The 14,373-nt window shown below is 47.4% G+C and carries 9 protein-coding genes; 1 reads left to right on the plus strand and 8 read right to left on the minus strand.

Annotated features, from left to right (window positions below):
• Positions 1–11: 11 nt before the first annotated feature.
• The 5 genes from IOQ59_RS01560 to IOQ59_RS01580 all read right to left on the minus strand — a co-directional run bounded on the left by IOQ59_RS01560 (position 12) and on the right by IOQ59_RS01580 (position 6,103).
• Complete coding sequence (locus tag IOQ59_RS01560) at positions 12–1,319, minus strand: HlyD family type I secretion periplasmic adaptor subunit (RefSeq protein ID WP_371871810.1); 1,308 nt, start codon at positions 1,317–1,319, stop codon at positions 12–14.
• A 52-nt stretch (positions 1,320–1,371) separates the two neighbouring features.
• A complete protein-coding gene (locus IOQ59_RS01565; protein WP_193951491.1) occupies positions 1,372–3,069 on the minus strand; it encodes a type I secretion system permease/ATPase in 1,698 nt (565 codons plus the stop codon).
• Positions 3,070–3,325: 256 nt separating this feature from the next.
• Complete coding sequence (locus IOQ59_RS01570) at positions 3,326–3,529, minus strand: DUF6447 family protein (RefSeq protein ID WP_193951492.1); 204 nt, start codon at positions 3,527–3,529, stop codon at positions 3,326–3,328.
• A gap of 50 nt (positions 3,530–3,579) precedes the next feature.
• Positions 3,580–4,824: a DUF4214 domain-containing protein gene (locus IOQ59_RS01575; RefSeq protein ID WP_193951493.1), complete on the minus strand. Its 1,245-nt coding sequence runs from the start codon at positions 4,822–4,824 to the stop codon at positions 3,580–3,582.
• 115 nt (positions 4,825–4,939) lie between these two features.
• Positions 4,940–6,103 (minus strand): tyrosine-type recombinase/integrase, encoded by a 1,164-nt coding sequence (locus tag IOQ59_RS01580; RefSeq protein WP_193951494.1) that lies wholly within the window; start codon positions 6,101–6,103, stop codon positions 4,940–4,942.
• 329 nt (positions 6,104–6,432) lie between these two features.
• Between IOQ59_RS01580 and IOQ59_RS01585 the strand changes: the two genes are divergently transcribed.
• On the plus strand, positions 6,433–8,574 hold the full coding sequence (locus IOQ59_RS01585) for a beta strand repeat-containing protein (RefSeq protein WP_193951495.1): 2,142 nt from the start codon (positions 6,433–6,435) through the stop codon (positions 8,572–8,574).
• A 449-nt stretch (positions 8,575–9,023) separates the two neighbouring features.
• On the opposite strand, the gene IOQ59_RS01590 is transcribed toward IOQ59_RS01585, so the two are convergent.
• The 3 genes from IOQ59_RS01590 to IOQ59_RS01600 all read right to left on the minus strand — a co-directional run bounded on the left by IOQ59_RS01590 (position 9,024) and on the right by IOQ59_RS01600 (position 14,310).
• Positions 9,024–11,735, minus strand: a complete 2,712-nt coding sequence (locus IOQ59_RS01590) for a beta strand repeat-containing protein (protein WP_193951496.1) — start codon at positions 11,733–11,735, stop codon at positions 9,024–9,026.
• A 195-nt stretch (positions 11,736–11,930) separates the two neighbouring features.
• Positions 11,931–12,560: a DUF4214 domain-containing protein gene (locus IOQ59_RS01595; protein WP_193951497.1), complete on the minus strand. Its 630-nt coding sequence runs from the start codon at positions 12,558–12,560 to the stop codon at positions 11,931–11,933.
• A 376-nt stretch (positions 12,561–12,936) separates the two neighbouring features.
• Positions 12,937–14,310: a tetratricopeptide repeat protein gene (locus IOQ59_RS01600; protein ID WP_193951498.1), complete on the minus strand. Its 1,374-nt coding sequence runs from the start codon at positions 14,308–14,310 to the stop codon at positions 12,937–12,939.
• Positions 14,311–14,373: the final 63 nt, after the last annotated feature.

The following is a 14,373-nucleotide window of genomic DNA, read 5'->3' on the forward strand; positions in this document are numbered from 1 at the left end:
TCCTTCAGTATTCAGTCTTCGAGCATTGAGCGGGCGAATGCATCGGTTGCAGGCTGAACCAAGTATTCAAATAGTGTTCTGTCGCCAGTATTTATGAGCACTTCAGCAGGCATCCCTGGCAGTAGCTGAAAGCCTTTGAGGGCGTCCGAGGATGAGTCAGTAAGCTCCAAATGTGCCAGATAATACGGTGCGCCATCCTCTCCAACGATACGATCAGCGGATAAAGTGGTTACACGACCTTGAACAACGGGTGTAATCGAGCTTTTGAATACACTAAAACGAACGTCTGCATCCAACCCAAGAGTGACTCTATCTATATCCGCTGGTGCTACCTTCGCTTCGATGATCAGGTCATTTTTTTCAGGTACGATCTCAAGGATTTTGTTGCCTGGGGCGATGACGCCACCCAAAGTATGGAAGCCAAGGCCGAGTACGACACCGCTAACGGGTGCCATAATGGTCGAACGTTTAATTCGGTCAGTGATTGCGGATACACGCTCCTGAACATCAAATGCTTTTGCTTGAGCTTGGGACAGCTGTTCAACAACCTCAGCGCGAAAGTCTTTCTTTTGCTGTAGAATTTTTAGCTTAGCTTCGCCGGATTGTATTGTGATACCCGCAATCGCCGCTTTATGCTCAGCCACTTCCCCGGCAAGCCCTTCACGTAAACGTTGCAGGTCCCGAAGCCGTTTTTTATCTACAAAACCTTGGGATAGAAGGTCAATGTTATCGCTAATCTCTTCATCATAAGATGCGATCAGTGCTTTCTTGCTGGCAATCAGTGCATTAAGACCTTCGGATTGAGAGTTCAGTTGCACAATGCGTTGCTGTAAAACTTCAACCTCACCGTCACGTGAGATTTTGCGAACCAGAAACTGCTCTGCTTCCTGTTCTTTGGCCTCTGTTGCACGTTTATCGTCGGAGAGCAGTTCGTCCGGGAATGTAATGCTCTCCAGCTCGTCACGTTCAGCTAACAGGCGAGACTCTTGTGCCAATAGAACAAACAGCTGTCCTTTAAGAATCTGGTGCTCAGCCTGAAGTTGTGTGTCATCAAGTAGAATCAGTGGAGCCCCTGCCTCAACTTTGTCGCCGTCTTTGACGTAGAGTTGCTGGATAATGCCCCCCTCAAGGTGTTGCACTGTCTTCTTGTAACCTTTGACAGTTAAAACGCCAGGGGCAAGTGCCGCACTATCTATTGGTGCAATCATTGACCAGCCGCCAAATACGCCAAATGTTAGAAAAACGATAATTAGTCCGATCATTCGCGTCGGCATATCGTTTGTGTAGACGCTCATATCAGTTGACAGTTCTTTGTTCACGACTTTAAACCTTCGCTTTGCTTGATCTTCAAGCTGCTCGAGAAAATATGCTTTATGAAGCTGTAGCTACTGTGTTTTGTTGCAACTGCCTTAAAACTTCATCTCTAGGGCCTTGGTTGATCATTCGACCATTCGCAAGCACAACCATCATATCGACTTGAGCCAATACAGATACTCTATGGGTGATAATGATCACCGTAGCACCGCGAGCTTTTGCTTCGGTAATGGCGGCGGCCAGTGCTTTTTCACCCGTATCATCAAGGTTTGAGTTGGGCTCATCAAGTACGATAAAAACGGGTTCTTTGTAAAGGGCTCGTGCGAGGCCAATACGCTGGCGTTGTCCGCCGGAAAGCATAATCCCGCGAGTACCGATTTGAGTATCATATCCTTCAGCCAAGGAAAGGATCATTTCGTGTACACCGGCGGATTTTGCTGCAGTTACAACGGCTTCGGCATCAATTTCATCAAAGCGAGCGATGTTTTCACTGATTGTTCCATCAAAGAGTTCAATGTCCTGAGGAAGGTATCCAATATAAGGACCGAGTTCTTGGCGATTCCAAGTGAAAATATCGGCGTTATCTAACCGAACCTTACCAGAGGTTGTTGGCCAAATGCCGAGCATTGCCCTAGCGAGGGACGATTTACCGGCCGCGCTTGAGCCTAATACCGCCCAAACTTGGCCTGGTTGTGCATTGAAGGATACGCCTTGTAATACGGGGGCTCTGCTGCCTGGCGGCACAACGACAATATTATCGACATGTAAATGCCCTTTCGGTGTCGGTAGGGACATGGTTTCACGATCAGCAGGGATCTTCGTCAATACCTCGTCAAGGCGTTTATATTGTGATCGGGCGATAACAAACCCTTTCCAAGCACCAATCATCTGATCTATAGGGGACAGAGCACGTCCGAGCAAGATCGATCCCGCAATGACTAAGCCTGGTGATATCTCCTGCTGAATAACAAGGTATGCACCTAAGCCCAGAATTAGTGACTGAATAATAATTCTGAATGTTTTTGTTGCTGAAGTGATGATTGATGCGACATCGCTGGCAGAGGACTGTAATACAGTGACCCTATTTTGTTTGGTCTGCCAGCGTTTGCGAATTTGTTCAAGCATACCCATTGATTCAATCACTTCAGCATTGCTCAGGCTGCGTGAGACATCATTATTCGCAACAGATGATTCTTTGTTCGCTTCTTGTAGTTTTTTGCTAGTGAGTTTTTCGTTCAACACAGCAAGAATGGCAAGCAGGATGGCACTAAAGACACCGACCCAGCCATACCACGGGTGAAAGGCAAACATAACTGCGAGGTAAATGGGCAGCCAAGGGGCATCAAAGAACGCAAAAAGCCCATTCCCAGTCATAAATTGGCGCAGACCGGTGAGATCTTTAATGCATTGTGCAGAGTTATTACGGCCGCCGGAGTAGAGTGACTGTTTGAAACTTGCGCTGAATACGTTGTTAGAGAGGAGAACGTCCAGTTTGGCGGCGATACGAACCAGAATACGTGACCGGACCCACTCAAGCGAACCCATTGCAGTGAGTAAAAATACCATGATTAGCGTGATCATCAACAAGGTGCTTTCGCTACCGCTGGTGATGACCCGGTCATAAACCTGAAGCATGTAAATCACGGGTACGAGCATCAGTATGTTAATAAACATACTAAAAAATCCCGCTGACAGGAAAGCGCCTTTAGTCTGCTGTAAGGCTCGTTGCAGGTCTGTTTGTTGTTCGGGATTCACGACGAATCGTCTCCATTCGGGTTGTTCAGGCGTAGGTGCCGGGTGTGTATGGCTCTAGGCCTAAAAGCTTGAGCATCAGGCATTAAAATAGGAGGGCGGATTATACCAGAAGCGGGGGCGTTTTATAATGGAAATTCGCGAGGCTTAGGGGCCTTTATCAAGAGGAAACCCTAGAAGATCTGGTTTACGCCAGGCATCTGGGGCGGCAGCCGAGAAGTCCGGCTACCGGTGTGTTACCAATTGAGAAATATAAGACCTAAAGCGCAATTTCTTCGCCCGGCAGCTCTTTTTTCAGTTCCTTAGCATATGCATTGCGCGCTGTTTGCAAAATAGCCAGTTGCTGTTGGGCTTCAGCTATTTTCTTATCTACTAACTGTAGAGAGAGCAGCTGTCCTTTAGCTGACTCTGAAAGTAGCTCAAGCGGATATTCTTTGCCGTCAATATTGATATTATTTGACATATTGTTCCCATAATAGCTAGGTGAAAAACTGGATCTGAGATCGTCGATATTTACGGCATGAATTCTAACACGCCATGAGCTGCGACAAAGCCTAAAAGCTGTATGCCATCGTGAACATTGCCGTGGGTTTGTTCCACGAGACCACCGTCATCGACCGGATCACGTAACAGCTCAAAGTCCCGCTGTTCAATACCTAGTGTGGACATTTCGTTTTCAGTGATATACAGGTTGTTGATACTAAAGCTGAAGTTTAAGCGTGGCAGCGTCGGAACGTCGTCGAGTGAATTGATAAAGCGGCCTTTTTCTGTGTAGTGAACGTCTACTTCCAGATTCATCCCTTGAGCGTTAGTCCCATGTACCAATATGTCAATTTGGTTGCCCCTTTGATCAAAAAATAACGCTAGCTTATCCGCAAGTTGGGCATGAGAAGTCGTAGGTAAAACGAAGCCTCCCCGTTCATCGGCTGCGGTTACTTGGGTAGCAGAGCGCATGCTGTTACTTAGCAATGAACTTACAGTGGAGTTAGGATCTTTATCCAAATATAGTGCGCCATCGAATGCGGGTAATAAGTTTTCTCCCAGTGAAAGCGTATCCCCTAATCCAAAGTTTTTGATGTCATATTGCCAATAGTCGCCATCATCTGGGTCTCTATCTGCGAGTACTCGAAAGTCTCCTTCTGGAAGGGTAATTGTTTGTTCGCGATGTTGCCCCGGTGTGCCGGGGATTGGCTTAGGGTCATAGTAGTTCTTTGATTGGGGTTGATCGCCGAGCTGTAGTAAGTCGGTATCTATATTCAGTTTGGATTGGTTGACCGTGTTTATATCGGCGTTGACATCATTGACGGCAGATGCGGCAAGTGTAAGCAGCGCTGAATCGACCTGCTTGGTCTGGGTTTTTTGGGTGAAGTACTGAGCAGAGTTGACCTTGTTGGACAATACTTGGGCATCCTCGCTACCGCCCGCTTTCGCAGCATTAATGACGGCCAGTACGAACATATCCGGTGTTACCGGACCATCTCCATCTAGCTCCGAGGTCCAATATGCAAGGCCTTCTTGGTCGGGGTCACGTCCGAGCATGTTTTGGTAGACTCTGGTCACTAGGTCGCCTGAACTCAGGTTTCCGTATATAGACGTGTATTCAGTCTGTTGAGTAAATGCTGCGCGCGTATTTTCCAGTACCATCTGGCCAGCTTCGATTTCGTCTGCCCAGTATTTGAGGCCAGCGGCATCTGCTGCGCGCCCAAGAATACCGATGTAGAGTTCTTGTATTGAGCTTTCTATATCTTGACGTACCACGTGTGAACATCCTTGCTGCAGTTGATGGATTATCTATGAATATAATTCATGTTTTTGATCGTGACTATGTTTGGTAGTACGCGCTTATGTCTTCTTTCGTTGAATGCTTTCGTAGCTATGAGCTAGAAAACGAAACTTGACCGATGCAATTTGCAGCACTATCGGCTGCGCTCTGCAGTGCTTTCGTTGACAAGTGGGCGTAGCGCATCGTGACGGACGGGTCAGAATGCCCCAAAATATGCTGGACTTCATATAGACTCCTTCCACTATTCACCAAAAAAGACGCAAACGAATGCCGCAAATCATGCATCCGCAGATCGGGTAAACCTGCTTTCTCTCTTATGCGGAACCATGCGTGCGTTATGCATCTCAACGGGCGACCATTATAGATACTGATAAACAGTGATTGCTCGTTTGATGTGGGTTTTCCTAGCTCTTGTAGCACGCCCAGCGCTGTGTCGTTTAGTGGGATTGCACGTACTTTTTTGCTTTTTGCATTTTCTGCTGGAATGCGCCAGACCCGATTTGCCATATCAATATCTTTCCAGCGGGCCTTCAGGGCCTCGCCGCGCCTTGCGCCTGTACTGAGCAAAAAAATCAGGGCTAAAGCGACCGGCCGATTATGATCGTTTTTGAGGATCTGCAATAAATGCTTTGTTTCTTTGTCTGTCAGGTAGCGCTCGCGTTTGTACTCCTCGCGAAAGAGTTTGATCTTGGACGTTGGGGAGTATTCAAGGTGCTCCCATTCGACCGCAAGGTTAAAGATATATCGGACGAGTACCAAGTGTCGGTCGCAGGTGGAAGGTTTCAAGCCGCTTTCTTTAAGCTCGGAATGAAATGTCTGCACTTGGGCGCGACTAATCTCATCTAATGTAAATTCGCCAAATGCAGGCAAAATACGATTGGTCAGTAATGATAGGTCTGTCCGCCAGGAGCGCTTACGTACTTTCACATAAGGCAGATAACTCTCTTCGACAAATTCTCTAAAAGTCATCGCCGTCTGTTTGGCAGGCTCTTGCCATTGTCCTAGCAACGATTGTGCTTTGATCTCCTTTGCACGTGTACGAGCGTCATTTACTGACAGTAAAGATGCATCTCCAATTCGTACTGTTAGAGTCCGTCCGTCCTTTCTGATTCGTTGAAAGAAGGTACGTTTACCGCTTTTCGCAACCTGAAGGTAATAGCCCTTCAGACGCTCATCGAAATAATCGACTTTATTCTTACCTGGCGTGCATATAGCTGAGCGACAGAACCTTTCTGTGATTCTCACAATAGGCATCTATTAACTTCCTTTGTTGATGATCTCCCTTTAAAGCGAGGGCGATCATACGGAATCGCTATATTTGCGCATTAATACTTTAGTCTAGTACGGTTGTTTTGTTTCAGAGCGGTGTGCCCTGCGTAGGTAAAGTATAGGTAACGTTTGTTCAATAATAAATTTCTGTTCTTGAAAATTTATTTCATTATTTCAATGTGTTGAGTGTCGTGTGATTTTTATTGAGTATTCGTTACTGAAACTTTTTGATCTTTTTTTTTGATCAAGTGGGTAGAAAAAGTGTAGGTAAAAAAATTAATGTTTTTTTTGTTGTTTTAATGCAAGTAGTTAGCTTGCTTACTGCTTTCACTCTGACTGCGGATCAGGACACCCTGACCGGCACCGCAAACGACGACACTTTCACTGCAGGCGTTATCAACGTCAACAATACGCTCAACGATTCCCTGCAAGCAGTTGATGCCCTAAATGGCGGAGACGGTTCGGATACTTTGACCGCAACCATGAATGCGGGTGCTGTTATCACTCCAAGCATGAGCAATATTGAAAACGTAACTGTACGTTCTACTGCTGACGGCTCCGGTATAGACCTATCTGCTGCAAGCGGCGTTGAAAAAGTGACTGTAGAAAACAGCACCGCAACCGCTGTTGTAGAAGGCTTGGGTTCTGTTGCGTCTCTGGCTGTTAACAACCAGAACAAGGACGTATCTTTCGACGATTCCACAGCAACCACTCTGGGCCTGTCTGTTGATACTGTAGGTAAAGTTAGCAAAACGGCTGCTGTAGAAGTTGCTGTAGATCTGGGTGCTACTGTTGCATCTAAAGCTACTGCTCTGAACCTCACAGTGAATGCATCTAACATTGAAGTAAAAGACACTGCCGGGACTAACGTTGCGACTTCTGCAACGATCGCTGCTACCGGTGCGAACGAAGTTAAGCTCACCAATGGTGCAGCTTCACTGACTACATTGTCTGTTAGCGGCACAGGTTCTGTTGACGTATCAGAAACAGCACTGACTAAGCTGAAAACACTGACTGCTACCGATGCAGGTGTGACTGTAGATGCAACTGGCGGTGTGCTGGAAACTGCAACAACTGGCGCAGGCAAAGATGACATTACTGTCGTTGGCGCGACCGTTAAGAGCATTAACACCGGCGCAGGTGACGACAAAGTAACTTCCGTTACTACTGGTCTGGCAGCAACTTCGACTGTAGACCTGGGTGCTGGCGATGACACGCTCGCACTGGGCAACGCATCTGCTGCAGGCGCAGTCCTGACGGCTGGTGAAGGTACCGATACTCTGGCGGCCGCGCATGCTGATTACGCTACAATTTCTGGCTACTCTACTGCTAACAAAGCCAAAATCACTGGCTTTGAGCGTCTGAACATCACTGATGTACTAGCAAATACCGATGTTGTAGATCTATCTGCAATTGGTGGTTTGGTAAGTGCTCAGATTGCAGGTACTGCAAACACTGGCGCTGCAAGCGTAACAAACGTTGGCGCTAACTCTACCGTGACCATCAAAGGCAACATGGTTGCAGGCCAGGCAGATGGCGCTGTAGCAATCTCCCTGAAAGATTCGACAGGTGCTGCTGATGTGCTAAACCTGACAATTGATCAGGCAATCACTCAGAACAACGATGCAACAGTTGATACCGCGACCAGCGCAATCACCGGCATCACAACAACCGGCGTTGAAACTGTTAACGTGACTTCCACTGGCACGCTGTCTACTGCAGTGACTGCGGGTGCGAAGACAGATGCTGCGGTTAATGGCCTGGTTATGGTCAACAATGACTTGGAAGTGCTGAACATTTCCGGTGACCAGGGTCTGACATTCAGCTCTGCTGCAGGCATGGTTGACCTGAAAACGGTTAACGCTTCTGCAAACACTGCGGGTGTTACAGTAAACGTTAGCGCTGCTGCTACCGATGGTAGTGCTGAAGATATCACTATCACAGGCTCTGCAGGCGATGACACCGTTGTTGGCTCTGGCAATGTTGATACTATCTCCGGTGGTGCTGGCGCAGACACTATTACGGGTGGTGCTAAAGCGGACGTACTGTCTGGTGGTGCGGGTAACGATATCTTTGTTATCGCAGCAGCAACTGATTCTACGCTGGTAAACCTGGACGTTATCTCTGACTTCTCTGCTAACACTGCAGGCCAGGGCACTAACGGTGCAGCAGATGAAAACGGCGCAACTGCAACCGTTGCAGACCGTACAGGCGACATCATTGACCTGTCTTTTGCGACTCCAGCTGTTCTGGAACTGTCTGTTCAAAGCAATGCATCTGACGCACAGACATTCCTGCAGAACGCATCAACTGACGCAACTCTGGCAGCGGTTAACGTTGCACTGGATTCCAGCTCTGGCAATCTGTACATCGATGCCGACAACAACGGCACCGTTGATACTGTTATCCAGCTGAACGGTGTAACAACCATCACTGAAGCTGCATTTATCATCTAAATCCTATCAGGATAGGGCTCTTAAAATTAACTAAGAGCTCTGGATAAACAGCCAAAACCGCTATCTTTAGGGATAGCGGTTTTTTGTATTAAGAGTGAAAATAAATACAAGCCTCCCTGTCACGAATCTAGTCGGTTTTTAGATAGCACTGGTTCTTGTATCGGCGCATAGGTACTCGAACTTCAGGTCCGCTACCCTAGTTCTTCCATCAACGCTCACTGCGTTCTTGATCCCATGCTTCTTCAATCCTACTGCGGGAGGGGTAAAATTAAGAAACGTGCGGGATCGCTGGCAGAATTAATGCCACTTGGTATTTTTTCGTCGACCTGTTTTTAGACACAAAAAAACCGCTATCCCAAAGAATAGCGGTTTTGACAGGTCTGAGGAAAGGGTCAGATCAAGCGGTCAAACCGGTAACTAAATCTAACCTATTTTCCTTTCTTCTCAGCTTAAACCAAGAAATCAGCGAAGTTATCTACAGTCAGGCCGGATGGAGTGTCCACGCCGGTCAGCGTAACCAGCAGATCGATATCATCTGCTTGGATAGCTGTAGTAGCGTTTGCACCCTCTGCACCTTCAAACAGATAAATACCGGTGTCAGTACCATCGGTTACAGCAAAGTAGAATACATTATCTGCATTGTTTGCGAGGATGTCATTCGTACCAGCAGCCAAGAATGTAGCAACATCTGCTTCAGTCAGGCTTGCAGCTGTTGTGCCATCATCAGTAGAGATAATGTTCATACCTGAAGTCAAAGAAACATGACCACCAGTATCGCTGTTGTCTACATCAAGAGTGATCTCTTTGTAAGTTGTAGCCGTTACACCAGTACCTGAAGCGCTGTTAGACACAAAATCAAGCTTGTCGCCTGCTGCACCTACAACAAAGTCAGCAACAGTGATGTTGGTCGTTACGTTATCACCAGCACCTGCAGAGAACATATCTTCAACAACCAAAGTATCAGTACCGTCACCCAGGGTGATTGCTTTAGCAACAGTACCGCCTTCACCACCCAGGTCAACCTTATCGTTACCCGCGCCAGCATCAATTGTCAGCTTCTTAGCGATTGTGGCGTTGCCTGCAGCGCCTGCAGTCGCGATTGTATCGTTACCTGCACCTGTGGAAACTGTTGTTGCTACAGCGCCCAGAATGTCGTTCACCGTATCGTTGCCTGCACCTGTTGTGACGGATACAGATTTATCAGCAGTTACTGAATTATCTTCATCTGCAGCCACATCAAGCTCCAGTAATACGCCGCCATTAGCAGCAGAAGCGTCAACAGTACGAATTGAATTATCCAGGTTAACACCAGACAGATCCAGCAATGTTTCAGACGCCAGTGTCAAAGTTTGAACTTTTGATGCTACAAGGTTTAGAGCCAAGCCACCGTCCTGGACGGTAGATTTAGTGTCCGCACCAAGAACTGCTGTATTAACAGAGATGCTCTCCATGTTATTTGCAACAACAGCTGATGTGATCTGAGTGCCTTTACCTGCATCAACATGATTGCCATTTGCATCAGTGTTGGTGTAGTTCAAAGTCAGTTCGTCGCTAGATCCTGTTGCTGTTGCCAGCGCAAAAGACACGCTGTCCATCACTGCATCAGCTGTAACGCCACCTGCTTTAAGGTTGATAGTTTGCAGAGATGCCGCGGCCTTAGTAACAGAAACGCTATCGCCGTCAGCACCATCATCAATACCAACGTTCAAAGCAGTTAGTGAAGCTGATTTGCTCAGATTCAATGTAACGTCAGTGTCAGCACCGGTAGCAACCAGTGCCAGCGTTTCAACATTAGTAAATGTTGGTGCTGTAGTCACTGTTGTATCAGTAGTAAAGTTAACGGTTAATGTATCAGCGCCTTCGCCCAGATCAACAGTGTCGTCTTTGGTCAAGTTGCCAATAGTAACTTTGTCCGCGCCTGTGCCAGTTGTGATTGTCTGATCTAGAGCGCCAAACTCAGCATCTGCCTCCAAGGTAAGGTCGCCAGTAAAAGCGGATGCATCGATTGTTTTCAGAATCGTTGTATCTGCATCGGCGGAAGTATCATCAGAAAACGACAGATCCAGGTCTGCGGAACCTGTTACGACTACCTTGGTAGCTGTTGCATTTGCATCTTCCAGGCGAATAGCGGATTTGCTGCCTTTCGCTTCAATTTCAAAAGATTCAATATCTGCATCGTTGAAGTCCAGATTGGTGGCTCCTGCCGCTGCAGTAACATAACCATCAACAGTAATTTTCTGAACGTCAGTATTGGAGTTTACTGCGGCAGCATCATAACCAATAGATACTGTCTGCTTGTTGATGTCAGTTACAGACAGGTCCAGCAGCTGAGCGGCGTTAGTAACGTTGCTGGATGCTACAGAGTTTGCAATATTCAGTGTGGTTACGTCTGCAGAGTTAGCCATGTTATAGCCAACGCCACTGAAATCGGTGTAATTAACCGTTTCAACATTTGCAACTTTTGCTGCAAATGCAGCGGCGCCGCTAGTCAGCTGAAGGTTCAGCGTATCAGCACCTGCACCGCCATCAATGATATCAACGCTTTGAGCTGTGTCGGTCAAAGTACCGTTAGCTGTATTGGTGCCAACAAGGCCATTGATAGTATCATCACTTCCAGTAGCAGTAATCAGATCTGCATTGGTCGTCAGAGTAAATGCCTGGCCCGCAACAGGGAATGCTGCGTCAGTAGCAGAAGTAGATGCCGTCACAGATGCATCAGTCGCATCTACAGTATCAACCGCAGCCTTAGCGGAATCTGCACTGTATTTGTCAGCTGCTTTAGCTGTGTAGTACTCAGCCGCCTTAACTTTATTTGCCAATGCGGTAACGTCATCGCCCTGTGCGCCATTAGTCAGTGCCAGAACCAGCTGATCTGCATTGACATCTTTGCCTGCGCCAGTGACCCAGTATTCTTTACCAGCCGCGTCAGACGCACGTTCGAACATATCCTGGTACAGGCTCTCTACCAGATCAGCTCGGGTCATTGCACCTTTGCCATCGGTGTATTCTGCCTGAGAGTTGGTGATGTTTGCACGCAGGTTTTCAATGGTCATTCCATTGTTTGCGATATCATTCAGCCAGTAGTCCAGACCTGCTTTGTCCGCAGCACGACCCAGAAGGCCTACGTAGATTTGCTGAATCTGTTCAGAAACAGTTGCCATGTTTTACTTCTCCGTTAACGTTTTAGATAAACACCCAAGTCTCTTCTTCCATTAAGTAAGAACACTGGTGCTTTTGTTAATGAGATCCGTCGATCTCAAGCCTTTAGAATTTGTCGATTCATGACTTATCCCTTAAATATGCAGGCTGACCAGCCCGTATATTTAAGAAATAACGCAATAACACTCGATCATTGACTACACTCCCAAAAGTGCAGGTGTTACTGTATTTTTGAATAATCGATCAAAGCTCGATGACGCACCATTAACTACACTTTTACTGTCTATTTTTAATTTTTCACCACTACTAACAGTCAGAGTGAAAGTTTGACCCGACGTTTGAGAATTGTCGTTAGTTGCAGCTTTTGATGCATCAACAGACGCTTGAGTTCCGTCTACAGAACTGACGGCTGCTGTGGCAGAATCAGCTGTGTAAGTTGTAACGTTTGCTGTGTAGTATTCAGCCGCGTCTGTTTTGTTGTCCAGTGTCAGGCGGTCAGCTGCAGCTGCGCCTGCAGACAGTGCCAGTACCAGCTGGTCAGCGTTTACAGTAGAGCCGCCGCCGTTCACCCAGTAGTCCAGGCCTTCAGCTTCAGCTGCACGTTCAAACAAGTTTTCGTACAGCGAGTTAACCAGCTGAGCGCGGGTTAACTGACCCAGGCCCGCAGCATATTCTGGTTGTTCATTAACAATGTTTGCACGCAGCTGCTCGATGGTGAGTTTACCAGTGTTGATCTCATCTGCCCAGTAGTCCAGACCACTTTTATCTGCAGCGCGACCGAGAAGGCCGATGTAAATTTCCTGGATCTGTTCGGAAACAGTTGCCATGTTGTTGTTCTCCATAAAGTTTAGTCGAATCGACGTACAACAGATATCGGGCAAATCCCGATATGAGGCCCGTCAGCCTCTTATCTATTGGTTGCACCCTAAAATCTTTTAATTCTTTGTGTTTCCTTAAAAGAGGTGCAACGACCCGTTTTGGGTGTTCCTTATTATGCGTAGTTGCAGTTTCAATACTGTGACGTAGCGCACATTTTTAAAAAATGTTTGTTAACGTCTGCAACGAACATAAAGGGTGTCGGAGGTTATCATAAATGCTCCGCCTTGCAAGTGCTGTACTCAGAGTTTTGGGCTTTCGTTAATGGCGATCAGTATCAGGGGGAGTGGATGTCGTGTTATTGGTATTATTTGAGCTTTGGGAGCATTACCAGAGGTAGCTTAGGGTGCTTTGGGCTTCCAGTCGGTTATGGTTGAGAAGAGGGATGCTGGATTTGTTTTGGCTGTAACGTAAGTTGAGAGACAGCTGCCAGCGGGAGGTGAGCGGACGACTGGCGCTGGCGCTTAGCGTAAAGCGCGTATCTTTACGGCGAGTCGAGCCAAATAAAAATTCACTGTAGCTGTGCGCATCGCGCTCGATAATAATGCTGGCGGTGTGGCGCAGTGTCCATTGGGCGATATTCATATTATGGCTGCTGCTGGCTTGGGCGCGGAAGGTATTACCCGCATTCCTCATTGGCTGTCGATGGTAGCCGACGTTGAGGTTGTAGCTCCATCGCTGGGCTTTATCAGTAAACAGCGAGGCGGCTAGGTACTGGCTGTCGGGCTTATCATGTTGGTTGTGGCGATAATCTGCGTGCAGTCTGAACCCTGGCATTGATGGGGTGCTCAGATTCTGTCGACTGTATTCTAGGGCGAGTATTGATAGTGCATCCCGCTCATTTGGCTCTTGGTATTGAGCGTATGTTATCCATTGGTGGTGAGTGCCTTGTGCCTGTTTTCTTACAAGCCCCCCCAGTAGCCCGTGTCGGCGGCTGTAGGTAGTATGCGTTTGGTATTGGCGTGCTGATATATTGCCCAATAGGGCATAACACCATTGTTGCTGACAACGATCGGGCGATTCTGCGAGAGAGAACTGTAGGTGTTCTTCTATAAATGAATCCGGGGTGGCGGTGCTTTCCGGGGCTAGGTAGAGTTCAATGGGGATTTGCCCTTGCAGGTTAAGGGTGATGCTTTCTGCGTCGGTGGCAAGGTTGGAATTGTTGTCATAACCTGCGGTGACAGCGAGGTTAATGATGCGTGTTGCTGTGTTAGTTGGACGTGCGAGGTTGATGGCCATTTGTTGCATGAGCTCATTCACCGATTGGGGTACGATATCGATATGAGCGAGCACTGCTTTTAGGTGGGTGAATTCGTCGCGGGCTTCACGGATTTCGCCTGTCTTATAATAGGCGAGGGTTAGGTCTAGCCGTGCGCCGATGTGGTTGGGTTTGAGTAGAATTAGGCGCTCAAGTGCGTTAATAGCTTGAGGATATTGATGACGTAAGAGGGCGAGTTGTGCGAGCCATTCATTGAAGTTTGGATCATTTGCGTAAAGATGTTCATTGGCTTTGAGCCATTGATAGGCGGTATTCGTGTTGTTGTTTTTGAGGTGCTGTATCAATTCTGTGGTGTAGGCGTGGCTAGTTTTTGGTAGGATTGCACAAAAAATACACAGCAGAAAGCGTAGGAGCCACGTGCGCACAGATACGGATGAAGTGTGGCTTGGGATAAACAGAGAGTTTGGAGTTCGTTTGTTCAAGGGGTAGTCCGTGGCGCAGTTATAACATCCGAATAATACAGCTGATTTAGATTAAATTGGCGT

This window comes from Pontibacterium sinense, assembly GCF_015209595.1.
Lineage (GTDB): Bacteria > Pseudomonadota > Gammaproteobacteria > Pseudomonadales > Balneatricaceae > Pontibacterium > Pontibacterium sinense.